This window comes from Runella sp. (assembly GCF_965279615.1).
Taxonomy (GTDB): Bacteria; Bacteroidota; Bacteroidia; order Cytophagales; family Spirosomataceae; genus Runella.
Genome location: NZ_OZ257252.1, coordinates 7193751 through 7218611, shown reverse-complemented (window position 1 = coordinate 7218611; position 24861 = coordinate 7193751). Strand labels below are relative to the sequence as shown.

23 protein-coding genes are annotated in these 24861 nt (G+C 42.7%); 6 read left to right on the top strand and 17 right to left on the bottom strand.

The window, feature by feature from the left end:
- Nucleotides 1–74: 74 nt before the first annotated feature.
- Nucleotides 75–329, bottom strand: coding sequence for an Ada metal-binding domain-containing protein (locus ACQY73_RS30360; protein WP_428668568.1), 255 nt, complete (start codon nucleotides 327–329; stop codon nucleotides 75–77).
- 44 nt (nucleotides 330–373) lie between these two features.
- Nucleotides 374–1081, bottom strand: a complete 708-nt coding sequence (locus ACQY73_RS30355; RefSeq protein ID WP_428657927.1) for a 2OG-Fe(II) oxygenase — start codon at nucleotides 1079–1081, stop codon at nucleotides 374–376.
- 239 nt (nucleotides 1082–1320) lie between these two features.
- Here ACQY73_RS30355 and ACQY73_RS30350 point away from each other — a divergent pair, with 239 nt between their 5' ends.
- The 5 genes from ACQY73_RS30350 to ACQY73_RS30330 all read left to right on the top strand — a co-directional run bounded on the left by ACQY73_RS30350 (nucleotide 1321) and on the right by ACQY73_RS30330 (nucleotide 6643).
- Nucleotides 1321–1755, top strand: coding sequence for a YHS domain-containing (seleno)protein (locus ACQY73_RS30350; RefSeq protein ID WP_428657926.1), 435 nt, complete (start codon nucleotides 1321–1323; stop codon nucleotides 1753–1755).
- A 95-nt stretch (nucleotides 1756–1850) separates the two neighbouring features.
- Nucleotides 1851–2969, top strand: coding sequence for a sensor histidine kinase (locus ACQY73_RS30345; RefSeq protein WP_428657925.1), 1119 nt, complete (start codon nucleotides 1851–1853; stop codon nucleotides 2967–2969).
- Nucleotides 2966–3742: a LytR/AlgR family response regulator transcription factor gene (locus ACQY73_RS30340; protein WP_428657924.1), complete on the top strand. Its 777-nt coding sequence runs from the start codon at nucleotides 2966–2968 to the stop codon at nucleotides 3740–3742. The genes ACQY73_RS30345 and ACQY73_RS30340 overlap by 4 nt, the downstream gene beginning before the upstream one ends.
- Nucleotides 3743–4164: 422 nt before the next feature.
- On the top strand, nucleotides 4165–4950 hold the full coding sequence (locus tag ACQY73_RS30335; RefSeq protein WP_428657923.1) for a hypothetical protein: 786 nt from the start codon (nucleotides 4165–4167) through the stop codon (nucleotides 4948–4950).
- Nucleotides 4951–4993: 43 nt separating this feature from the next.
- Entirely contained in the window at nucleotides 4994–6643 is a 1650-nt protein-coding gene (locus ACQY73_RS30330) for a serine hydrolase (RefSeq protein ID WP_428657922.1), read from the top strand.
- A 56-nt stretch (nucleotides 6644–6699) separates the two neighbouring features.
- Here ACQY73_RS30330 and ACQY73_RS30325 read toward each other — a convergent pair whose 3' ends face one another.
- The 7 genes from ACQY73_RS30325 to radC all read right to left on the bottom strand — a co-directional run bounded on the left by ACQY73_RS30325 (nucleotide 6700) and on the right by radC (nucleotide 14480).
- Nucleotides 6700–7860 (bottom strand): threonine synthase, encoded by a 1161-nt coding sequence (locus ACQY73_RS30325; RefSeq protein ID WP_428657921.1) that lies wholly within the window; start codon nucleotides 7858–7860, stop codon nucleotides 6700–6702.
- A gap of 80 nt (nucleotides 7861–7940) precedes the next feature.
- Entirely contained in the window at nucleotides 7941–8837 is an 897-nt protein-coding gene (locus tag ACQY73_RS30320) for a LysR substrate-binding domain-containing protein (protein WP_428657920.1), read from the bottom strand.
- Between the two features lie 135 nt (nucleotides 8838–8972).
- Entirely contained in the window at nucleotides 8973–10688 is a 1716-nt protein-coding gene (locus ACQY73_RS30315; RefSeq protein ID WP_428657919.1) for a GMC oxidoreductase, read from the bottom strand.
- 34 nt (nucleotides 10689–10722) lie between these two features.
- Complete coding sequence (locus ACQY73_RS30310) at nucleotides 10723–11409, bottom strand: gluconate 2-dehydrogenase subunit 3 family protein (RefSeq protein WP_428657918.1); 687 nt, start codon at nucleotides 11407–11409, stop codon at nucleotides 10723–10725.
- 539 nt (nucleotides 11410–11948) lie between these two features.
- Nucleotides 11949–12398, bottom strand: a complete 450-nt coding sequence (locus ACQY73_RS30305) for a DUF1572 family protein (protein WP_428657917.1) — start codon at nucleotides 12396–12398, stop codon at nucleotides 11949–11951.
- On the bottom strand, nucleotides 12395–13729 hold the full coding sequence (locus ACQY73_RS30300) for an APC family permease (protein WP_428657916.1): 1335 nt from the start codon (nucleotides 13727–13729) through the stop codon (nucleotides 12395–12397). Before ACQY73_RS30300 ends, ACQY73_RS30305 begins: the two co-directional genes overlap by 4 nt.
- Nucleotides 13730–13775: 46 nt before the next feature.
- Nucleotides 13776–14480 (bottom strand): RadC family protein, encoded by a 705-nt coding sequence (gene radC / locus ACQY73_RS30295; protein WP_428668566.1) that lies wholly within the window; start codon nucleotides 14478–14480, stop codon nucleotides 13776–13778.
- A gap of 64 nt (nucleotides 14481–14544) precedes the next feature.
- On the opposite strand from radC, the gene ACQY73_RS30290 reads away from it, so the two are divergent.
- A complete protein-coding gene (locus tag ACQY73_RS30290; protein WP_428657915.1) occupies nucleotides 14545–15555 on the top strand; it encodes a glycosyltransferase in 1011 nt (336 codons plus the stop codon).
- Nucleotides 15556–15622: 67 nt separating this feature from the next.
- On the opposite strand, the gene gldN is transcribed toward ACQY73_RS30290, so the two are convergent.
- The 8 genes from gldN to sucD form a co-directional block, all read right to left on the bottom strand.
- Nucleotides 15623–16702: a gliding motility protein GldN gene (gene gldN / locus ACQY73_RS30285; RefSeq protein WP_428657914.1), complete on the bottom strand. Its 1080-nt coding sequence runs from the start codon at nucleotides 16700–16702 to the stop codon at nucleotides 15623–15625.
- 77 nt (nucleotides 16703–16779) lie between these two features.
- Complete coding sequence (gldM, locus tag ACQY73_RS30280) at nucleotides 16780–18375, bottom strand: gliding motility protein GldM (protein ID WP_428657913.1); 1596 nt, start codon at nucleotides 18373–18375, stop codon at nucleotides 16780–16782.
- Nucleotides 18376–18491: 116 nt separating this feature from the next.
- A complete protein-coding gene (gldL, locus tag ACQY73_RS30275; RefSeq protein WP_428657912.1) occupies nucleotides 18492–19295 on the bottom strand; it encodes a gliding motility protein GldL in 804 nt (267 codons plus the stop codon).
- A 107-nt stretch (nucleotides 19296–19402) separates the two neighbouring features.
- The gene (locus ACQY73_RS30270) at nucleotides 19403–20512 is read right to left on the bottom strand and encodes an SUMF1/EgtB/PvdO family nonheme iron enzyme (protein ID WP_428657911.1); all 1110 of its coding nucleotides are present in this window, start codon (nucleotides 20510–20512) and stop codon (nucleotides 19403–19405) included.
- A 264-nt stretch (nucleotides 20513–20776) separates the two neighbouring features.
- Nucleotides 20777–21748, bottom strand: coding sequence for a PorP/SprF family type IX secretion system membrane protein (locus ACQY73_RS30265; RefSeq protein ID WP_428657910.1), 972 nt, complete (start codon nucleotides 21746–21748; stop codon nucleotides 20777–20779).
- Nucleotides 21749–21910: 162 nt separating this feature from the next.
- Entirely contained in the window at nucleotides 21911–22693 is a 783-nt protein-coding gene (locus tag ACQY73_RS30260; RefSeq protein ID WP_428668564.1) for a uroporphyrinogen-III synthase, read from the bottom strand.
- 31 nt (nucleotides 22694–22724) lie between these two features.
- Entirely contained in the window at nucleotides 22725–23900 is a 1176-nt protein-coding gene (locus ACQY73_RS30255) for a DUF4271 domain-containing protein (protein ID WP_428657909.1), read from the bottom strand.
- 84 nt (nucleotides 23901–23984) lie between these two features.
- The gene (gene sucD / locus ACQY73_RS30250; protein WP_428657908.1) at nucleotides 23985–24860 is read right to left on the bottom strand and encodes a succinate--CoA ligase subunit alpha; all 876 of its coding nucleotides are present in this window, start codon (nucleotides 24858–24860) and stop codon (nucleotides 23985–23987) included.
- Between the last annotated feature and the right edge of the window lies 1 nt (nucleotide 24861).

Here is a 24861-nt window from a genome sequence, read left to right as displayed (position 1 = left end):
AACCCAACCGGCGGTTTTGAGAATCGCAGCGGCGCACCGCCCGCCGGCACGCCTGCGTTTGTGCAACAGGTTTCTCAAAACCTGCACAGAGGTTGCTCACAACCTCGTGCATAAATTGCTGCTTCCCTTTTCCAAACCTTGTATTCTTGCCGCATACAGTGTCCGCAAGGTCGATAACCGTGCTGCAGCGCTTCTCCTGCATTCTTAAAAAAAACTCTGTTTTCAATTTTAAGCCGTTTTCCCGAAGAGCATGTAAGTTTTCCGTAAATTTTCAGAGCGCGATTGCCTCCAAGCCTTATTTCACCATTCTTGATCAATGTTGAAAGCATTCTTGATCTTCCAAAATCATTATTCCCTAAATCGGTATGGTTTCTCATTGCGCATCGTGAAAAATGATTCCAACAGTATAGCGTTTTCCTGCGTGCACCTCACTGACACCATGACGCATAGCCGTTCGATAATAGCCTTTTGTTCCTAAAACAGGGCGAAAATTAGTTGTAAAAATAAGGATCTGTCCCTGCCTCGGACGCAATACAATTCCCTTTGACTGCATTCTGGGGCGCTGTTCCGTCATGATAAATTCACCTCCCTCATAGTCTTTTTCGGGTTCGGTCAGAAACAAAACTGCCTGAAAAGGGAAATATACTTCTCCGTATAGATCCTGATGCAATGTGTTAAATCCACCTTTTTCGTATTTAAGGATCAAAGGCGTTGGACGATGTTGTCCTTTTTCGTGGCAAAGCTTCAAAAAAGCATGGAGCGTAGATGGGTAACTCAACGAAATGCCCAGTTTCCGCATCCAATCATTAGCAACGGGAGCCAAATAAGGGTACAACTCAGTGCGAAGCTGTTCAATAATTGCCGGCAGCGGGTACGAAAAATACTTATACTCCCCAAGGCCAAAGTTATGGCGTTTCATGTTAATCACGCTACGATACGCCTCCGGCGCGTCGTAACTATTTATCAGCTCTTGGCATAGTTCTGAGGACAGTACTTTAGGCAAAAGGGCAAAACCTTTTTGGTTCAATGAGTCAAGAGCTTCACTCCATTGAACGGCGGAAAGAGAAACAGGTTGGTACATTTTGGAAATCTTTTTTGACAAAACAACGCCAAAGCCGTCGGAGGCACAATCCGTTTCTTGCGAGATTGAAATCCATTTACTGTATCATACCATAAAATTGTAATGATAAGTGGTTAATAATTATAATTCCTGTTCAATCGAAAATAGTTTGTCTAAAAAACAGCCAATGTGTCTGATAGCCGACAATTGGGTTACGTCTTTTGGACTTCATTTGTAAAAAATTTAATCCAATAAAAGACATGAAGTATTTAGCATTAATTTTTATTTGTATTTCACTCACTGCCAAGGCTCAAAAATCAGAGATTTTTGTAAAAGACAGCGTAGCTGTGCGTGGATATGATGTAGTGGCTTATTTTACTCAGTCACGGCCTGAAAAAGGGAGTAAGGAATTTAGCTACGAATGGAAAACCGGCAAATGGTATTTTGCCAACAAAGCTCACTTGGATGCCTTCAAAGCAAATCCTGAAAAGTATGCCCCTGAATATGGCGGCTACTGTGCTTACGGTACCGCCGACGGCCATAAAGCTCCAACCGACCCCGAAGCGTGGACAATTTTCGATGGTAAACTATACTTAAACTACAATCAAAAAGTAATGGGCATCTGGCGAAAAGGCCAAGCCGATTTTATTGAGAAAGCCAATAAAAATTGGCCGTTATTGAAAGACAAAGAATAGATTCAAACCTTAATAAAAGGCATTCATTGATTCAAAAACGATTCTCATTTACAATCATTTGGTATTCAGAGCTGCATACTTTATTTTTATAGGTAATGAATGCTACCCGCGCCGCTCAGCTCACCTTTCGCCAAAAGTGGCAACTCGCATTAAGTGTTTCCATCATTTATATGCCGCTTCGGCTGTATATCAGTTTCTTTGACTTTAGGCAGATTTCACTGTTACAGCGGCTTCCCTTGTGGGTAATGGAACTTACGGTCATTGTCCTGTTTTTCTTCGTTTGGATCAATCTCATTGAATGGATACAGCAACGTTTGTTCAGTTGGTTTGGCAATGATTTTTTGATTGAATTCAAAATTCCTGCTCAAGTGGTGATGTTTGTCATTGCCTGTGCAATGGCGGTCATTTATAATACAGGTTTCCGAACGTTGTGGGGAACTGCCGAAAACACCTTGGAATCGCAATTTGGCATTACTCAAAGCCAATCCGATGAAATCAGGCTTGTCAATCAGCAGACCCGTCCTCAACGGAGAAAAGCCTATAACGCGCTCACTATCTTGGCTTTACTTTCGGCATTCTATCTGGCTTCCAATCGACGAGCCTACCATCAATTGGAAGAAGTGCAATTGAAAGCGGAGCGTCTGGAAAAAGAAAATGTGCAGGCGCAATTCACGGCGCTGAAAAGTCAGGTCAGTCCGCATTTTCTGTTTAATAATTTCAGTATTCTGACGTCGTTGGTTGAAACCAATCCTGCATTATCCGTCCAATTTATCAATCGACTCTCAAAAGCCTATCGTTACATTTTGGAACACAGTGACCATGAACGCATAAATTTGAAAACGGAGTTAAGCTTCATTGAAACGTATATTTTCCTGCTCAATATACGTTTTGATGATAAGCTTCAGGTCAGTATCAAGGTATCGGAACAGGAAGCAAAACAATACTCCATTGCTCCGCTGACCTTACAATTATTGGTTGAAAACGCCGTGAAACACAATCGAATGTCGGCCGAACAACCCCTAAAAGTTTCTATTTTTACCTACGATAATTATTTGGTGGTGAGTAACCCCATTCAAGCCCGCCTGAAGCCCGAGCCGTCTACGCGTTTAGGAATGAAAAACATCATCAATCGTTATAAACTGCTTACTGATTGTCCCGTTTTAGTTAAGGAACAGAACAATCTTTTTATTGTCCAAATACCGCTTCTTCAATGAATGTATTAATTATCGAAGACGAAAAATTAACGTCCCAACGCCTGGAAACCTTACTGCACCGATACGACCCAACCATTCATGTATTGGCACAACTTCCTTCGGTGACCAAGACACTCCATTGGTTTAAAGAGAATCAGTATCCCAAACCCGATCTGCTCTTTTTAGACATTCACCTGGAAGACGATCTTGGGTTTAGAATCATCGAAGAACTAAAGCTGACGACTCCTGTTATTTTTACGACGGCTTACAACGAATACATGCTGCAAGCCTTTAAAGTGAACAGCATCGACTACCTTCTCAAGCCCATAGATGCCGACGAGTTGGCGGCGGCGCTCGAAAAATTTCAACTGCTTTGGCAGAACAAGCCTTCTCAATCGGTCGAAAATAACGTGTCAGCGCTATTACAATTCCTCGAAAAATCATCATCTACGACCTACAAAGACCGTTTTATGGTTACAATAGGCACCAAGCTTCGCAGCATAAAAACGCAGGACATTGCCTACTTTTCTTTTGAAGACAAAATTACTTTACTAACCACCCACGAAGGACTGCGTTTATCAGTCGATTATAGTCTTGAAAAGTTAGCTCAACTTCTCGACCCACATCAGTTTTTTAGGATCAATCGCTCATTTTTGGTCGCGCTATCGGCCATTCACACAGTACATACTTATTCGGGTGGAAAGCTTAAAGTAGACCTGGAACCTGCTCCGCGACAGGAAATATTTGTAAGTGGCGACCGAATAACAAGTTTTAAAGAATGGATGGGAAAGTAATTTTACATGAATTGATCGGGCATTCAACTCCACAATTTCCCGATTTGGCTACTAAAAACAGGCATTTAGATACTTTTATTTTACATTACCGGCTTCGGTTCGCATCTTTAACGCTATAAAACCACACCCGATAGTTGAATTGTAAAGATGCCATCACACCCTGCGCCAACGTCGTTTGGCAATTCATTCCCACTAAAGCTGATTTAAGAAACACGATTTTGTGCGCAAAACACTTTTTTGCGTGATAACATATTTAGATAAATTAAGTGAGTAAGCCACGCGAAAGACCTTGTTTTTCGCGTGCTTTATTTTTGAACACTTCCCAAATTTCGACCTCATAATAAGTCATAAAATCATTGAATTGGATATTTGATAAACCCGAAGTAAGTTTGGGTAATTGTCAAATGTTTTACTTCCGATCCATGAAACAACTATTGTTTTTCGTATTAATACTAAGTGTACTTATTGCGGCCTGTTCAAAACCCGATCAAAAGGAAACTACCACAGCGGCCGCTTCCGGTGATTTCAAAAAATTGGATACTGCGCTTTCTTTTGCCGGCTATTGGTTGAGCGAAAGCTATTATAATGGCATCATTACCGGCAGATCACCCCAAAAAATACAGGAAGGAAGCGAAGACTGTTTTGTTGTTATTCCCGAAAAAACCCTCAAACCGGCGATGATGGTGTGGAATTTTCACGAAGGAAGCAATGAGATGACCGTTCTGAAAAATGGCAGTGCCTACCAACTCTACGAAAAAATGGGCGACAGTCTGACCCGCTATTTAAAAGATATTAAAGTTATCTCTCCCGATAAAATTCAAATTGGCGCCAAAAACTTTGTCAAAATCACCCCTTATGCCAAACCCAATGAACAAAATAATCCGCTTATTTTGGAAGAAATTCTGTTTAAAGGGACGTACCGATCAACCGATGGAAAAGAAGTTGAATTCAAGAACAACGGTGAGGTCACGGGCTTGGAAAACTATCGTTATTATCAACCTGCTCTTGACTATATCGGACCGGGATTGCAGGTTGACCAAGTAAGTTTGAGCGCCACAGAAGGAAAAAAAGAGTGGCTGGCGTTTAAATTTCGGCAGGATTCGCTACTGATCTACCAAATCAAATGCGTTGAATTTGACAAAACCAACAATGAGTGCGGATTAGCCGATTTCGGCGCGCTGAAATATACCCTTGTCCGAAAAAAATAAAACTATCAACGCTTTACGCTTTTAGTTCAACTAAAACTATCCTATGAAAATCACTCGCATTCTCCTGTTATTCCTTTGCTGTTTTATAGCGAAGACTGTTTTTGCCCAAACTCCTGCCCTCACGGCCGAGTTTGATAAATTGCTTTTGGAGCAATTCAAACCCACCGAATCAGGTGCCACGGCGTTGATTTCCCAAAAAGGAAAAATCATTTATCATAAAGCATTCGGTCAGGCCAATCTGGAACTGAACGTACCGATGCAGACACCGATGATTTTCCGGATAGGTTCTATTACAAAGCAATTTACGGCGGTAGCGATTCTGCAATTGATGGAACAGGGCAAACTCAGCTTACAGGATGAGATTACAAAGTTCATCCCCGATTATCCTACACATGGGCACAAAATAACCATTGAGCATTTGCTTACTCATACCTCTGGAATAAAAAGTTATACCGACATGAAAGAGTTTGGGGATATTATTCAAAAGGATAAGACGCCCGAAGAACTCATTGCCTTTTTCAAAAACCAGCCGATGGATTTTGCGCCGGGTACACAATGGCACTATAATAATTCAGGTTTTTTTCTGTTGGGTTATATCATCGAAAAAGTATCCGGTAAAACCTATCCCGACTACGTTGAGCAGGTATTTTTTAAGCCCTTGGGCATGACCAACTCTTATTACGGAAACGATGCTAAACTGATCAAAAATCGCGCAGCAGGTTACGAACGGGGAAAAGACGGTATTCAGAATGCCTCTGCTATGAGTATGACTTTGCCTTACGCGGCAGGTTCTATCCAATCAACGGTCGAAGATCTGTGGAAGTGGCATCAGGCCGTTCATGCGTACCAATTAGTGAAAAAAGAAACGTTGGATCAAGCCTTCGTGCCGTATAAACTCACCAACGGCAAAGCCACCAATTATGGTTACGGATGGTTTTTGGGAGATGTACAGGGCAGTTCTACCATTGAACACGGCGGAGGCATCAACGGATTCCTGACAAGTTCCATTTACCTCCCTAAAGAAGATGTTTTTGTGACCGTTTTTTCCAATTCTACGGCAAAATCACCCGACAATGTGGCGGCAAAATTGGCCGCGTGGGCCATTGATAAACCCTACAATTTCAAAGAAGTAACCTTGGACGAAAATACGTTGAAAAGTTACGCAGGTGTGTATGAAAACCCTGAAGGCGGTCAACGGATCATTACCTTGGACAATGGAAAACTCTATTCCCAACGCACCGCAGGCTCAAAATCTCAGATAAAACCGTACGAAAAAGACAAATTCTTTTTTGAATCATCTTTGTCGTTTTTAAATTTCCAACGTAATGTAAATGAAATGGTTACGGGGGTTATTTCCAGCCAACGAGGCGCTCAGACAATGCTTTGGAATAAAACGGACAAGCCTATTCCTACTCGCATGGAGCAAAAGGTAGAGGAAGTGATTCTGGAACAATACATTGGTGATTACCAACTTGCCCCGGGCTTCATACTGACCATTACAAAAGAAGGTCAACGGCTCTTTGGGCAGGCAACCGGCCAAGGGAAAAATGAATTATTTGCTGAATCTCCAACGAAGTTTTTCCTCAAAGTAGTTGATGCACAGGTAGAATTTTTCAAAAACGAAAGCGGAAAAGTTGACAAACTGATCTTATACCAGGGAGGTCAAAAAATGGAAGGCAAAAAGACCAAGTAAAAGCTTGAACGCTGATTTTTAAGAATCATAACAATCTTAAAAATCAGCGTTCTATTTTATCGGGCTAAATTTTCCATATATTTATAAGCCGAACCGGTATTGATCAACAGGATCTTTTCGCTCCGTTTGACAACTCCCGCGCGAAGCATTTTTTTCAATCCCGCCCAAATAGCGCCACCTTCGGGAGCGGCAAATATTCCTTCTTTTGTCATCAACTCATGCGTTCCTGCTATGAGTTCTTCTTCCGTAACGGAATAGACACCTCCTTTTGATTCTTCCAATACGCTAAGAATCAATCCTTTTGCAAAAGGATACGGTACTGCTAATCCATTGGCTAACGAAGGTTTTGGTAAAAACTCTTCTTTGGTTACGTCACTCCAAATAGGCGCACAATTGGCCGCTTGAATGGCGACCATTCTGGGTAATTTCCCGGCAATCCAACCCAATGTTCGCATTTCTTCGAACGCTTTCCAAATACCAATCAATCCCGTACCGCCACCCGTCGGATAAATGATCACATCGGGCAATGTCCCCTCAAACTGCTCAGCAATTTCAAAACCCATCGTTTTCTTGCCTTCCAATCGGTACGGTTCTTTCATGGTCGATACGTCAAAAAGGTCAGGATCTTTTTCTCTTAACTCTCTGACTTTTTGGCCACAGGCATCAATCAAACCGTTGACTTCTACCACATTAGCACCGAAATTTCGGCATTCTTCCTTAAACAATCGAGGCGTAAAGGCGGGCATCACCACCGTTGCTTCCATACCTGCTTTGGCACAATAAGCACTCATGGCTCCGCCGGCATTTCCTGCCGTTGGAACAATGCAACGCTGTATTCCGAGCTCTTTCGCTTTAGAGATCGCCACGCTCATTCCGCGCGCCTTGAAGGAACCCGTTGGATTGGCCGATTCATCTTTGAGGTATAGCTGCTCAAAACCATACTCTCCCGAAAGGCGTTGTAATGAAAGAATGGGTGTCATTCCTTCTCCAAGACTGACAATATTTTCGGGATTCATAACGGGCAGAAGCGCCTCGTAACGCCAGAGACTTGTCTTAGGCAATAACGCTTCTTTTGACAAATCCGTTAAGTCGTAATTGACAAGAAGCGGCTTTGTGCAGCAGGGCGAAAAAGTGAGCAGTTCGTTCAGAGCATATTCTTTTTCGCAAGCCGAACATTTTACACTAACGGCATGGCTGAGGGTGCTTTCTGTGACCATATTTGGGTTGTTTTTTAACAAAAATAGGCCGACAGGTATAACCAATCAAATGGTATTTAACTATATGATATAGCTAAAGGTTATACATTTTGCTCTGCAAAACGCCTGAAAATGGTACGCAGCTTATTATTATCTTCTCCCTGCCGTTGAATAAATGAAAAGTCGCGTTCCATTTTTAATCCCTCAATTTCTACCTTATACAATTCTTTGGCTTCCAGTTCTCTTTTGACCGAACGTTTTGGCAAAAAACCCAAACCGGTATCCTGTAACAGGAAATTCTTCAGAGCTTCGGTTCCTCCCAAACGCACTTTTACGTTTAGGTCCGTTATTCTAATACTATGATTAAGAAGCGATTGCGTCAATGTCGCCAATGTTCCCGAACCATATTCGCGCAACACAATCGGTATTTCTTTCAATTTCTCAATCGGCAAAGGCGATTGATCTTTCCACGGACTGAACGAAGAACAAACAGGGATGATCTCATCGACCAGAAAGGGTAAATATTCTACTTCGCTATAACTTTTATTTCCCTCAATAATGCCCAGATCAATGTCTCGGTTGATAAGTGCTTTCAGGATATTATTGGAGTTGCGATTCATCAGGCTAATCTCAATATTAGGATAAGCACGATGAAAAGCGGATAAAATTTTGGGCAAAACATACAACGCTACTGTGGTACTTGCCCCCAAACGTAATTTGCCGTCGGCCTCTGCCTCGTTTTGGAGTGCGCTCATTTCAAACGCAAGATTCTCCTGAAGTTCTTTGGCTTTCAGTAGGTTTTTGAGCAATAGTTCTCCCGCAGATGTCAGTGAGATTTGCGTTCCTTTTCGCTCAAAAAGCGCCATTTTGTACTCATATTCAAGATTTTTGATATGCTTACTTACGGCAGGTTGACTGATAAACAATATCTCACTTGCTTTCGAAAAACTCAAATGCAAAGCCACTTGAATAAAAATTTGATGCCGAACAGAAAGCACTTTAGAGATAGAGTTAGACGGGTAGAACTATAATTGCAGAATAGCCAAATTTCAATCGGTTTCTTCGAAAATGCAAATCCGGTAAAAACACAAAGGCGACCGAGGCCGCCTTTGTGTTTACAATTTCAATGAACATTATAGGTTTTTCTTCTTCAACTCATCTACCGCAAACGCCGCTGCGCGGGCTGTCATCGCCATATACGTAAGCGAAGGATTGACGCAGGAAGCCGAAGTCATAAAAGCGCCATCGGTCATGAAGACGTTTTTAACAGTGTGAATCTGGTTATTCTTATTCAACACCGACGTTTTAGGATCTTTACCCATGCGCGCCGTACCCATTTCGTGGATACCAATGCCGAGATTTTTGCTGGTATCGTCGTAGCTTTGCACATTTTTAAGTCCGGCTGCTTCCAACATTTCGGCAGCATCGTTCTTCATATCAACGCGCATTTTACGTTCGTTTTCACCATAAGCCGCATCAAACACGACAATTGGCATTCCCCATTTATCTTTTTTTGTTGGATGCAACGTAAAACGGTTCTTTTCGTTAGGCAGAACTTCTCCAAAACCGCCGATACCCATCGACCATTTACCGACTTGGCTCATTTCTTCTTTGAACGAAGCTCCAAATCCTTCCATACCTACACCACGTCCCCAACCGCTGCGGCTTGCACCGCCTTGGTAGCCAAATCCACGTACATAATCGCGTTTATCATTGCCCCAGTTGCGGTAACGAGGAATATAAACTCCATTGGCCCGACGACCGAAGTAATACTGATCTTGGAAGCCCTCAAACTCACCGGAAGCTCCCACGCCTAAGTGGTGATCCATGATATTACGGCCTACTTGGTCGCTGTCATTGCCCAAACCGTTAGGGAATCGGCTTGATTTAGAGTTAAGTAAAATAGACGCAGAAGGAATGGCCGAAGCGTTTAGGAAAATGATCTTAGCAAAGTAATCTTTGACCTCCATTGTATTTTGGTCAATGGTACGAACGCCCGTAGCACGACCTTTTTTCTCGTCGTAAAGTACTTCCGAAACAATTTTATTGTTGGCTAACGTCAGGCGTTTGGTTTTCATGGCAGCGGGCAACGTAGCGGCCTGCGTGCTGAAATAAGCGCCAAACGGACAACCGCGCATACACATATTGCGGTATTGACAGGCTGCGCGTCCGAGGGCAGTATGAATGCTTTGCGGTTTGGTCAAGTGAGCTACCCGTCCAATGGTAAGCGTACGGCCCATTTTTTTCATCACTTCCGACTTCACGTGCTTTTCAAGGCAGTTAAGCTCCATTGCAGGTTGAAACTGACCGTCGGGCAATACAGAAAGGCCATCTTTTGAGCCGCTGATACCCGCAAAACGCTCGGCATAATCGTACCAAGGAGCTATGTCCTTATAACGAATCGGCCAATCAGTCCCGATTCCTTCTTTGGCATTAGCCATAAAGTCTTCTTCATTGAAACGATAACTCTGACGTCCCCATAGCAAAGAGCGTCCTCCGGTATGATAAGCACGAATCCAATCAAAGGGACGGGTTTCGATGTAAGGGTTTTTGCTGTCGTTCTCGAACAGATAACGGTGTTCTTCATTCACGGTATATCCGGTACGCATTCCTGCCCAATATTCTTCGGCAGCCATATTGTCCGGACGACCTCGGTGGGGCAATTCCCACGGCGCTTTCATGGCGGTTTCGTAGCCTTCCACGTGCTTAATATCACGACCGCGCTCCAAACACAATACACGTAATCCTCTCTCGGTCAATTCTTTGGCAGCCCACCCACCACTTATTCCTGAACCTACAACGATTGCATCGTAGGTCATTTCTTTTTGAGCATCAATATTTAAATACATCTTAGGTCAGTTTTTTAGTCATGTAAGTAATTCACTACAACGCGTAGGCTTTCTGCCCGGGTTTCAACGGAATACATCCATCAAATCGGCCGGGAATCGGCACATAATCAAGAGCTTTGGTAGCGCCCTGCTCGGAGGTGAAATAACCAAACATGGTCAATTCTTTCATTAAACGCCAAAAAGGAGTTCCCGTGATCTTTTTGGCAGCTATTGCCTCTTTATCTGCTTTTTGGTTTTTCTTATCCTCCTCAATGTTTTCGTTCTCAATGATTTGTTTGTCTACATTATCACCCACTTTTACCTGCTTCACGTTGGCATTTTTCAGCATGTCCATTGTTCTTTTTTCAACCTGCTTTAAGATCGCAACCTGTTCTGCGGGAGTGGTTTCCAAGAATTTTTTATTGTGCGCTTTGCCGGCTCGCTCGTCCAGATCTGCCAAGCCATCCAAAAAGTTTTGCTGTTCCTGTGCTTTATAGCAATCTTTCAGCATCAATTCAATAAAAGGTCCTACGCCGGCATCTTTGGCACCGGGCGTAGAAGTACGGGGAATAATATGCTCTGCTACTTCGGCCACCAAAGCTTGTTGGGCAGGCGTCAGGATAAAAGCAACTCCTGTGTTTAGGGGCAATACAGCTCCTTCACTAAAGGCCATTAACGTAGGTGCCGAAAGGGCGCCACCCATCAAAAGGGCTACCCGCGACAATGCTTCTCTGCGGTTCATGTTCATAGGATAATTTAATTTCGTATTGGAGAGTTGTAAAAATACGTTAGAAAGATGCAATTTTTACTTTTTATAAACGCTTTTTTACCGCAAAGAATATTTTTCTCAACGTAAAGATGGAGAAATTTTATACATGTCCTTGATTAACTGAATACTACAACATTTGTTTTAGAATGAAGTATTGCATCTCTGTATCAATTTCAACACATGAGCAATACCACTTTGGGAAAGTAACCGGACAGGGCGGGCCTTCAGGGGAATTTGATGATCCAAGCCGACGTAGAAATACGCCGAATCCCTTTTGTCGGAAGAATCGGAAGAAGAGGGAATGTAAAAGAAGAACACCGGGAAGCTATAAGCAACCGAAATTATGCACAACCGTACATGAACAACCAAAAAGTAAGAGAATATACAACGAGTGCAACCAATCCTTTTTTCATGATATTTATTTTTTCACAAAAAAACGGATTATTAATTACCTTAAAATGAAGCCATTATTACCAAAACGTAAATATCATTTCAGGTTGGCCGACACTTGCTTAACCCTTGTCCAACAACCTCCGATGATAATTGACTTGTCCCAAATGATACCCAAGATGGACCGCTAAATGGATCATGAGGTATTCCGTCGACGTTTTTTCCTCAAAGACCAACAATGGGTATTCAGCCTTATATTCTTCCGGAGTCAATTTCGTCAACGCATTTTTGATCACTTCAATCGTTGCTTCCAACTCAGCGATCATTTTTGCGCGCGGTACCAATTTATCACTAAACTCTAAAGGACGATTCCTGACGTAACCTGTTTTACCTATTTCAGCGCCAATAAAAGTATTTAGATTGCCAACCAAATGCAAGGTGAGATTTCCCGCTGAATTGGGAATTTGTGCGGCTACTTTCCAGATATTTTCTTCCGTTTGATACGCCAAAAGCTCTTGTTTCAATTTGGTCAGGTCGCGTTCAAAAAGCGTAATTAAAGTTTGGGTGATCATTTTTTTATTTTTTTTGTTTCCAATGCTCTTTTCCATCTGAAATACACAAAAGCAATCCCTCCCAATCCCAGAAAAAACAAGCCTGCCAATGCCTGTTCGGGCTTTTCAATAAGCGTATTCACCACCACAAATGCCGATAAAGTCATAAATATCAGCGGAGTGATCGGATAAGCAAGCGTACTGTAATTGCGTTTCAGCTTGCGTTGTCTGAATTTAAAAATAGCGGCGGCTGTAAGAAAGAAGAAGAAAGTATCCACAAATACCACATAGGTGATAAGATTAGAGAATGTTTTCCAAAAGATCAGCAACAGGATTGTCCAGAAGGATTGAAAAATAATGGCCCAAAAAGGGGTTTGATAACGCGGGTGAACCTCCGCAAACTGCTTGAAAAAGAGGCCATCCTGCGCCATTGCGAAATAAATGCGAGGTGCCGTGAGGATATAAATGCCAATTGTTCCCAAAACGGATAATACGATCAGGAAAGAAATAAATTTAGCACCCAATGCCCAAACCGTCGATACGGCTTCGGAAGCTACTCCCGTAGAAGCCGCAATTCGTTCAATCGGTAACAATTTCAAATACGCCACATTTACGCTCAAGTACGCCAAACATACGATGCCGATTCCCATCAACATGGCCCGCGGCACCAACTTATTTGCTTCTTTCACTTCTGCGGCAATAAAGGTAGCATGTTGGTAACCGCCGTAGGAAAAAGAAACACCGATCAGCGCCAATCCAAACGAAGAAACAAGGGGCAAATGCTGTGCATTGGAGGTCCAGGTAAAATCGGTGATATTGATGGCGTAGGTGCCGGCCACAAACCCGATCACAACGACAATGGCAATTCCTATCAGTTTAGCAGAGGTAAAAACCGAAGCAAACACGCCGCCCCACTTTACGCCCAGCACATTCATAATGGTCAAGAGCGCAATGGTAAAAACGGCCACCGCCAACTGCACATTTTCCGGCATTGGAATCAATTCATTCATATACGAAGTAAAAACCAATGTAAGCGCGGCCAAAGAACCTGTATTGATCACCAACAGCATAGACCAACTGTACAAAAACGCAGGAAGTTCGCCAAAGGCTTCTTTTAAGAATACGTAAAAGCCACCCGCTTTAGGGAAAATGGAAGCAATCTCTGCGAATGTCAACGCACCGCACAAAGCCACGATCCCTCCCGCTATCCATACGCCCAACATCCACCCTGTGGTAGGGAGATAACCCGCAATTTCAGAAGGTGTTCGAAAAATTCCTGACCCAATGCTCGACCCAACAGCAATCATGGTAAGGCTATAAAGCGTGATTTGTTTTTTTAATTGTTGGGACATTTTCAGGAAATTAAAAGTATAAAGTTAAGGTTAGGAAAACGATTCATCAAAGCAAGCCTTCATCGGCAAAGCTCAGATAACCGCCATCTGTAAAGATAATATGGTCTAAAACAGGAATTTCGAGTAATTTGCCCGCAGCAGAAAGGCGACGTGTCAGGTCTTTATCAGCCTCGCTGGGCTTTAAAGTACCCGACGGATGATTGTGCGTCAGAATAACGGCACTCGCCAAATGCTCAATGGCTGCTTTAAAAATAAGCTTCGGATCAGCCACCGTACCCGATACCCCTCCTTGGCTGATCTGTACCGGACGAATAACTTCATTGGCCCGATTGAGCAACAACAACCAAAATTCTTCATGCGGCAGATCCAATAGATAAGGACGGATTTGTTCGTATCCATCCCGGGAGCACGTAATACGCGGTCTGCGCATTACCTCGCTTTCTTTACGCCTTCTTCCCAATTCCAACGCTGAAATGATCGTAATGGCTTTGGCTTCTCCAATGCCCTTTATTTTCATTAAGTCTTTGACAGTCAGCTTCGCCAGCTCGTTCAGATTATTATTTGCTTTATGGAGAATAACTTTGGCCAAATCAACGGCTGACAGATCAACGGTTCCTGAACCAATGAGAATAGCGATCAATTCGGCATCTGTCAATGCGGCTTTTCCTTTAAGAAGCAATTTTTCACGAGGGCGATCTTCTTCTGCCCAACTCAATATTTTTCGCGGTGAAGCGTAGTCGTTTTCGGTCATAAAGGGTTCATAGGTGGTCGTTCGTGGTAAAAATACTAACTTGCCGGTGAAATCAAAGCGAGTCATGCGTAAATACAGTATTATTATCCCCGTTTATAATCGACCCGATGAGTTGTCCGAGTTATTGACGTGCTTGGTAAAACAAACTTTTACCCATTTTGAGGTCGTAATTATTGAAGATGGTTCACGCATCAAATGCGATAAAGTCGTTAAAGCATTCAGCCACCAATTAGAGATTTATTACTTCTATAAAGAGAACGGTGGACAGGGCTTTGCCCGAAATTACGGATTCGAGCGCGCCAAAGGCGATTATTTCATCATTCTTGATTCCGACGCGCTGATTGAGCCCAACTATTTATCAATAGTCGACAATCGTTTGAACAACAACTACGTCGATCTTTACGGCGGCCCCGATACCGATCACCCCAGTTTTACTCCCATCCAAAAAGCCATCAGTTATTCCATGACTTCTTTCTTTACTACTGGAGGAATCAGGGGTAAAAAAAGCAATTTAGGCGGCACTTTTCATCCGCGAAGTTTCAATATGGGTATTTCACGCAAGGTGTGGGAACGAACGGGAGGATTTCAGATCAGCCGTATGGGAGAAGATATTATTTTCAGTATCACGGCTTTACGCATGGGTTTCAAATCGGCGCTGATACCGGAAGCTTTTATTTATCACAAACGCCGTACAGGTTTCGGAGCATTCTTCCGTCAACTGCGTTTTTTTGGGCGCGCCCGCATCAACATTGCTCGTTTTTATCCTGACGAACTCAAACTTGTACATACTTTTCCTTTTCTTTTTACGCTGGGAAGCCTAAGTATTCCTTTGTTATGGTTTATTCACTCTTGGCTATTTTTTGCCGGCATTACCTTTTTGTTCATTTATATAGTCCTGTTATTTATTGACGCTACACGGCAATCAAAAAGTTTAGAAGTAGGTTTTTTGAGTATTATCGCGGCTTTTGTGCAATTGTTTGGCTATGGATTTGGCTTTGCACAGGAAGGCATCAAACGAATGCTTGAACCCAAAACGCACCGCGAAACAGGCGCTGCCGTTGAATATCCTTCCTGATACAGCATAAAAAAAGGTGGCCGCAATGACCACCTTTTTGTTTTATTGACTTGCAATATGGTTATTCTTAATACTCCCACAAACCATGCTCTAATTCCATCAACTCATTTTCAAGTTGAACAGATTTCCAAAGCGCTTCTTTTTCTCCACCATAGATAGTGATAAGATCCAGATCTTTAGGATTCGAGGTTTTGATGATACGGCCGCTGAACAAACGAAGGTCAAACGCATCAGCTAAGTTTTTGTGTTGAGCTGTGTTGTATTCGTTGAACCAAATGAACTTCTTAGGATCACTACGGAACAACTTATCCAGATCTTTGTATCTGAACGTTGCAACCGGTTTTTCGATACCACCCGGATTCAATTCAGAAGGTAACACGATTGTTATGGTTTGAATATCATAAACCAAGCGAGAGCGTTTACGATCAAAAATCCAGTCTTCCTTCATTTCAAGGATAGGAACATCCTTAGCAAAGAACTGATTTTCTTCCATTTTCTGTGCCTCAGCCGCCGCAATAGCCGCTGCTTCTTCCGCCATTTTGCGTTTGATCTCCGTAGAATCAACTTGTGGCTTCACAGGAACCTTTGCGATCTGTCCTTTTTTACCTTTTGTAGTTGTTTTCTTTTTAGGTGCCGGGGTTCCCCAACCATCATCTACAGGTTGAGTTTCTTTTTTAGGAGTAGTAGCTCCCCAACCATCGTCGGTCTTTGTAGCGGCTTTAGGATCTTTTTTTGCGGCATCGCCCCAAACGTCACCCGTCTGAGCGGCATTTTCATTTCCGAAGCCGGCTTTAATTTCGTCTTCAGTCAATGTTTGACCTTGGTTCGGCATTTGAAGCGCCTTACTGAAATCAGTAGCCGTCATTTTTTTGGTCATATCAGGGTCTACATAGGCCTCTAACAACCCCGCTTTCACGGCATCCATGATGTACTTAGTGATTTCATTCCCTACTGAAAACATAGGCTGATTTTGCTTTTCACGCAAATCCAACCGACGCCATATCGTGCGTTTCATCATTACATCCGCATCGTTAATTTCGCGCACTGACAGCGGATTGACACCCTTTGTGTCTTTCTCTTGGGCTTGAGTGCTCATGCTCAATGCTACCAAGGCCGCACTACCTAACAGGCTACTCCATCTTTTCATTTTCTTTGAGCGTTTTTAGTTACTTTATTACTAACGAAATCCGATTGTTGTTAGTACAAAAAAGACAATCTGTATTCTTAATTCAAAGGAACAGTACGCGATTCTGTACCTATCCCCGCATCCTGAACATCGCCTTTAAAGTTACGGCGTTGAACACCTGATACTTCAATCACGAGACGGTCACCGGGAGCTGCCTGAGCAGCTAATGCGTTTATTGAACCACTTGGGCCTGAGATCACTACCGGCTGTCCTTTAGGGCGAGCTCCGCTTGCCAAACGAACCGTAATTTGTCCAACCCGAAAATTTGCATCTTCCGGCGAGTAGTTTATTAAACTTTCGTCTGCAATTGCTTTAACAGTGATATTTCGTGCCATACTGGCCGAGATTGGGCGCTTATCATCAACCAATGCACCATTGATATAATATTCCAAACGAGGGCGGGGAACGCGGTTTACCCGGAAAGGCTCAGTGCCAATCAAGTTTCCTTGGTTAGAAATATTCAATTTAACACTTCTGTTGCTTGGAATAATGATTACTTTTCCTTTCCCGTTATTAATTACTTCAGCACCTTCGGCAGTAAACGCAGGGTTCCATAATGGTCCTAAGCCCGGACTTTGAATGCTCAATACGTTCTTACAACCTAAGAACAAAGGCGGCATAGACGCTGACTCAATATTGTAAGTAGGCTTGGCTACTTTATAATTATACTTCATTGAAATGGTAGTGTCTCGCCCGCTTGGGGTTGGGAATGAAATAATCCCTGCCAAGGTTTTAGCAGCTAAACCATCTTTATCGTACGCACCACCCTGGGCTGTAAATTCAATAACACCTTTACCATCCTGTACACGTAACGGCGAACCGCCTAAACTCATGCGTGGTGTAAGTGAGCTGGAAGAAGCGGCAATGAACATTTCGCCTTTAAACTTAGTACCTGCTACAACGACGTTCGACTCAGCGCTGATCATGGCCAAAATCTTGTCAAACTTAATGTCTTTGGCACCTACTTTAGCGGCTAAAGCATCTAATACTTCTGCTTCCAAACGACGAATTTCGGATTGCTTTTGGCTCAATACCGCCAAAGCGGCGGGTACGGGCGTTTGCTCAAAATTTAATTCCGCAAAATCCTTTGTACGTTGGTCTTTATCACGTTTAGCGAGAGGATCATCTTTTCCATCCAGCGCCAATGCGGGAAAACTTGTTCCGGAAAGCTTATTCATTTGATCTACAAAGCTGTTAAGCTTATTTTTCAAATCATATGCTTTTCCGTTTTTGGAAGCCCCGATCATGTAAATAGCTACCTTATCCTCTTCGTTAGGATTTTTAACTTTCCCTGTTTCAGGGTCTATTCCTCCACCGGCCTCGGTTGCTATTTGGGTTTTCATAGCGTCAATTTCGCTAATCATTCCACCTGCCATTTTGCGTACATCTTCTGCCTGCTTAACAATGGCTACTTCAAAAGCTCTGTTACCGGATTTTTCGACTTTATCTCTTATATTGTCAACAGTTCTTGCGTTGATTTTATTAGCGGCGTTTGACGATACCTCCATACTGTTGTTCAACAATTGGAATTTTTCCAATAATGCCGAACTTACCTGTAAAGCCAGCATGGCCGTCAAGACCAGATACATCATCCCAATCATCTTCTGACGGGGTGTCTCTTTTGCTCCTGCCATTTTTTAATAGTTGAATTTTAGCTTACTTAATTGATTTTAACGAGGTTGTGTTGCGCAATCCAATGTTCTTCAGCTTCGAATTTGAAGCCAATTTCCATGTTAATTCAACAATCAACTTATCCTCGCATTGCGGTTAGCATGTTACCATACACATTGTTAAGCGCTGTAATGTTGGTTGTCAATTTAGACATCTCAGCCTTAAACTGTTGTGATTCTTTGGTCGCATCCGCCATGTTAGCCATCGCACTTGTAAGGTTGCCATAAAATGCATTCATAGCCTTAAGGTGCTTGGTCGTATCCTGTAATTCCAATTCGTACACGGCGTTAAGTGCACCCATGTTTTTGGTAATATTTTGGAATTGATCACGGTACTGTTGCGCATCTTTGGTAGCATCTGCCATTGAAGACATCGCGTTGATTGCTACACCATATGACTTATTCATATCCGTAATTGCCGATGATGCATTTTTTACGTTTTTAGCGTAGTCGTTCGTCGCTACAGTTGCATCCGTCAGATCGCCGATTTTAGAGACCGTATCGGTTAAGCTCTTAAAGCCTTTGCCAAGATTATTGAAAATATCCGGAGAGATATTGGCTTCTGCCATCATTTTGTCCATGTTTGCAGTTAGGCCAAGTCCTTTTTTCTCATCTTTACGAGAAGGCACCGGAGCTGCATCATCTGCTAATTCAGGATATACTTTTTCCCACGCGTAATCTTCAGAAGCGGGAAATAAAAAGCTTTGAACTGCATATAAAATAAAAATGAAAGCTTCGGTCAAAAGACCAACTGTTAAAATCTCACTTCCACCTTCGACGTGAGTAATTTTTGCCCAGGCACCGATGATTACAACGGCTGCTCCAAGCGCATAAGCAGTAGGGACTATTTTACTCCAGAAAACACCTTGTTTTTGTGCTGCCATAACAGAATTAAAATATTGGTTTAATAGAATCGGTTACAATAAAAAAGGTTGTAAAAAAGCAGGGTGCCGCCGGGCAGCACCCTATATTTACTTATAATAAGGTTAAATTATCTCTTACGTCCACGTGAAGTAGCCATGCGACCGGCCAAGTTTTCAACTACGCAGCGGAAGCCGATGAAGGAACGTTTGTTGTCTTCATACTCCCATCCACGTGTTCCTGTTTCAAGGAAATAGGCTACATCTTTCCAAGATCCACCCCGTACAATTTTACGTGGCTCATCCGGATTATCATTCATTGGGTTCATGTCCCAGTTCACAACCGTAGCATTATCCGCGTAAGCATCCAATGTCCATTCCGCTACGTTACCGGCCATGTTATACAATCCATAATCATTGGCATTGTAGGCATTTGCAGGAGCCGTATAAGGATAGCCGTCTGCGTCATAATTACCACGTTGCGGCTTAAAGTTCGCCAAGAAGCATCCTTTTCCGTTTGCTACGTAAGGGTTACCCCAAGGATACTTTGCCGAAGCACGTCCACCACGAGCGGCCCATTCCCATTCTGCTTCTGTAGGTAGACGGAATTTAGGAGAACGGTATTTGCCTTCTTTTGCACGATAATCGTTGTACAGGTTAGAACGCCATTCTGAGAAATAACGGGCAGCCTTCCAGCTTACTCCTACGACAGGATACGTATCAAAAGCGGGGTGTGAATAATAGTATTCAAGCATCGGGTCACCATTGTGGTACGTAAAGTCTTTTTTCCATACGGTAGTATCGGGATGATACTTTGAAATGATTTCTTCTTCTCCCAATACCGACAACGAATCGGTCATCAGTGAAGCTACAAATTGGCGATACTCGTTGTTGGTCACCTCGGTATCGTCCATGTAAAACGAAGTAATCGTTACACGGCGGTTAAAGTTAACCTGTGTTGCCGCTACATCCTCGTCCGCCTGGCCCATCATAAAAGAGCCTGAAGGAATAAGTACCATTCCGAAAGGAGTATCTTGTTTGTAGTCTTTCCGACCTGTCGCAATAACTTCTCCGTTACGAACGCCTACTTCCTGTTTGGCTCCTTTCTTGCCCCCTTTTCCTCCTTTGCTGTTTTTCCCGCCAAATTTATCTTTGACGAATCCACAACTTTGCAGCATCATCGCGATCGTTAAAATCCATGCTCCCTTGGCAGCGAAGCCGAAAAATACCCTCTTGCTCATGGTTATTCCCGTTAGTTTCAAAATTCAGTATAGAAACGAAGTTCTATGTGTTTATTGTGTGCTTTATTTTTAAAATTTCTCTTTTGTCATTGCGAACAAGGAGCGTATTCTACTTAAAACTCCTCAAAAGTCCTCAAAATTACTAAAAAACCATCAACTTTTTATCAAACGGTACAATGGTGGACTAACAAAAATTTTGCCAAAAAGTAAACTGAGCAAAAAAATAGTCTATTTTCTTAAAACAATGCCCAATTATCTTCTGAATTAATACCTGAATCTTGGAGTACGTACAATGGTCTTTTTGCCTTTGGTAAGGGCAGGAAGTGCGTAGGAAAGCATTACTTCATAGGACGCAGGAGCTTTTGCGCCTTTGCCGCCGCCTACTAAATCGACCGCACCGGCCAAACGAAGTGACTTGTTACCAAGGAGGTTGATGCCGGCTATAATATTGTAAGAATCCTGAACGCGGTAGGTAATACCACCAAATATCCATTCATCCCATGTAGCCATTACACCTCCTTCTACTGACAATGTTCGGGGGCTAAAATCCATTAAACTTTTCACAAGGATCAGAGGTTGAATCTCTAACCCATAGAGAGGTTCCCATCGATAACCTGCCATCAAATACGCATTAGATGCCAGAATACTGTTACCGGTATCTCCTCCCAGATTAAATTTGGGTTGATTCAAATGGTTAACGCTTGCACCTATATAAAAAGTACTTGCGTCATAAAATACCCCTAAAGAAATATCAGGTTGTGTAACCCCCAAACGTCCTGACGGAATAAGCGGGTCACCGGGCTCGCGAGATATCAGCTTACTGAAATCAATGTACCGATTCTGAAAACCTACCCGAGCCCCTAAGGCCAAGGTATTATCACCGATGGGCATACGATAGGCATAGGAAAGTTGTACCTCCTGGCTCCCCATAGCTCCTATCCGATCATTAACATAATTGATTCCAACGGCGCTCTTGACAAAATTCAATGGAATACTTCCCGAAAATACCAAGGTATTGGGGGCACCTCCATCGCCGGATGTAGTCTGATAACCCTGCCACTGAATACGATTCAACAATTGGAATCGTGTGGTTCCATCGGCTCCCGCAGTAGCAGGATTGAAATACAATTGGTTATACATAAACAGGCTGAACTGAGCATCTTGCTGCGCCTGTACATAGCTTAATTGGGCAAACCAACTTAAAATGCTCAATAAAAGTAGTCGTGGGTATCTCATATCCAAATTCGCCGGTATTTTCAATACAAACGACAATTAGCGAAAAAAATTTGATATAAAAAAAGGGTTAGTTTCCCAACCCTCACTATAACGCATAAAAAAGTTTCAGTGTTGCAATTTTGCCCTGAAAGATTACAGCAAAACCCGCCTACGCCTTTATAATTAAAGGTTATTGGCTTTTTTGATATAAATTTCCAGCGCTCCGGTCATGGATGGAGCATTGGGCATTGGCGCCTCAATATCCAAAATCAACCCTGCCTCCGTTACGGCTCGTGCGGTAGTAGGCCCCAAGGCGGCAATTCTGGTTTTGTTTTGCTTAAAATCAGGGAAGTTATGGAATAAAGACGTAATTCCGGAAGGGCTGAAAAAGCAAATAATGTCGTAGAAAACTTCCGTCAGATCTGAAAGATCTGAAGATACCGTTTCATACATCACTGCCTCCGTAAGGTGTAATTCATAGTTGCCCATAAATTCAGGAATATCATTACGGCGTTTATCAGAGCAGGGAAACAAAAACTTCTCGCTTTTGTGTTTCTTGATCAGATCCAATAGGTCAGCCGCTGTTTTTTGGCCGGCAAAAATCTTCCGCTTACGTATTTGGATGTATTTTTGGAGATAGTTCGCCGTCTGCTCGGTTACGCAAAAATATTTCATTTCGGCAGGCATCTCCAACTTTGCTTCCTTACATATACGGAAGAAATGGTCTACTGCATTACGGCTGGTAAAAATAATAGCCGTATGCTCCATAATGTTGATTCGCTGCTTGCGAAAATCTTTAAAAGAAACGCCCTGAACTTCGATAAAAGGGCGAAAATCAACTTTTACGTTGTACCTGCGCTCCAACTCAAAATAAGGGGATTTTTCATCAGTTGGTCGAGCCTGTGTAACCAAAATGCTCTCTACTTTATTTAATCGGTCTTGTTGCATCAAAATCGTTTCGCTCATATCAGACGTTTGGTGGGGTTCTCCCCACTTCTTATAGGGCATACCTTACCCCGATAATGATGGGGATTAATTCAACAATACAAAGGTACGAAATTAAATATAGATTTTTAACAGTTGTGCTATTGCTAATTGTAAAGAAGATTAAAAAGGTCCGAAATACATAAAAAATTATCACCGGGACAATGAGTAATGATCGGACAAAAGCCGACCAATCAACAATGTAAAAAGAAGCCACGGATGCTACTAAGAGTAAGGCTGTAAAAAACAGTAGCGAAGATTGTAAAACTTTGAAATAATGCACATTAGCTATTCCTTCCAAACGATACAGTGTCCCTAAAATGTATAACCCCAAGTACTTCCCGATGAATCCAAGAAAACAGATGAAAGCTATTTTCAGGTAATTCAGCCACGTATCGGAAAATGCCTGTCCCGTAGCCAGTAATTCTTTTGACGAAAACAGGTTATATTCTTTATCCTGTGTAAATAAATATAAATAGGCCAATTCCAAACTAAGCAATACAACAAAAAGAATGTTTGTTCTGCTGAACGGCTTGTTTATTAAAAAGGATTCATCCCGAAAATCTATCTGAAACAAATCAGGAACACTATAAATTCGATGAAAGGCCCGAGGTGCGGTATTGAACAGAAAAGCGGCAAAAGTAAATAACAGCAACATGCCCAAGGTAAAAAAATCAGAAATTGACGCCTGTTCCCTGGGTTTAAGATTAAGAAACGATTCTTCTTCAATGGTAATAAGCTTCTCCACTGCTGCTTTTCGGTGTCCGATGATCGCTATTTTTCCTGTTTGACCCGGCGTACCATACATGGTGATCATCAATTGCGGACGCCTGAATACTTTATAAAGGCTGTCTATTTTCATGATTTTCCAACTTCCTGCCTTCAGATTTTGCTGTAATGAGCCATTTAGAAATAAATAGTTGTCTTTTTCGACATAAAGCAGAAGATCATAATGCAGGTTACTTTCCAGATCTACAATAGTATTTAGAGCAAGTTGAGTACTGTGCTGCTCAGGGACGTAAGGAACGTATTCTTTTTCTCGCTGATCATAGACCAACCAATCCTGCGTTAAATCCTTTACCAGAAAGTATTGCTTTTCAGGCCCTACTTCAGCTTGCAGGGGAAGAGCATAGCAACATATCAGCAACCATGTAATGTACGTAAACCTATGAATAGCGTTTTTTTTCATTCTCTATTTTACGCCCCAAATAAATACAGGCAGCTTGGGGTCGCCAAACTGCCTGCAAAGGTAAAAAAGATATAGCAATTTTAATTAGGCGCGGCCTAAGGCTTTCAACATTGTTTCGCCAATCAACGCAGGTGATTCCACTACAAAAATACCGCATTCGCTCATGATGCGCATTTTAGCGGCAGCAGTATCGTCAGCACCGCCGATAATTGCTCCGGCGTGACCCATACGGCGACCTTTAGGGGCGGTCTGACCGGCAATAAAGCCAACAACCGGTTTTGTGCCATTTGCCTTAACCCAATAGGCGGCCTCGGCTTCCATGCTTCCACCGATCTCACCGATCATCACAATTCCTTCCGTTTCGGGGTCATTCATCAGCAACTCTACCGCTTCTTTTGTGGTGGTACCAATGATCGGGTCACCGCCAATTCCGATAGCGGTTGTTTGACCAAGGCCTGCTTTTGTCAATTGGTCTACTGCTTCGTAGGTTAAAGTACCTGATTTAGAAACGATTCCGATGGTTCCTTTTTTAAAGATAAAACCGGGCATGATTCCTACTTTACACTCATCGGCAGTCATTACTCCCGGACAGTTCGGGCCAATGAGACGACAGTCTTTCGTTGTAATGTACTCCTTCGCCAACATCATGTCTTTGGTAGGAATACCTTCTGTAATACAAACAATTACCTTGATACCTGCATCAGCAGCTTCCATGATGGCATCAGCAGCGAAGGCCGGCGGAACGAAAATGATCGAAACATCAGCGCCTGTGGTATTTACTGCATCCGCAACGGTGTTGAAGACAGGGCGATCAAGATGGCTTTGCCCACCTTTTCCCGGAGTTACTCCACCTACAACATTTGTTCCGTACTCAATCATTTGTTGGGCATGAAAAGTACCTTCAGAACCTGTGAAGCCCTGCACAATTATCTTAGAGTTTTTATTGACTAATACGCTCATT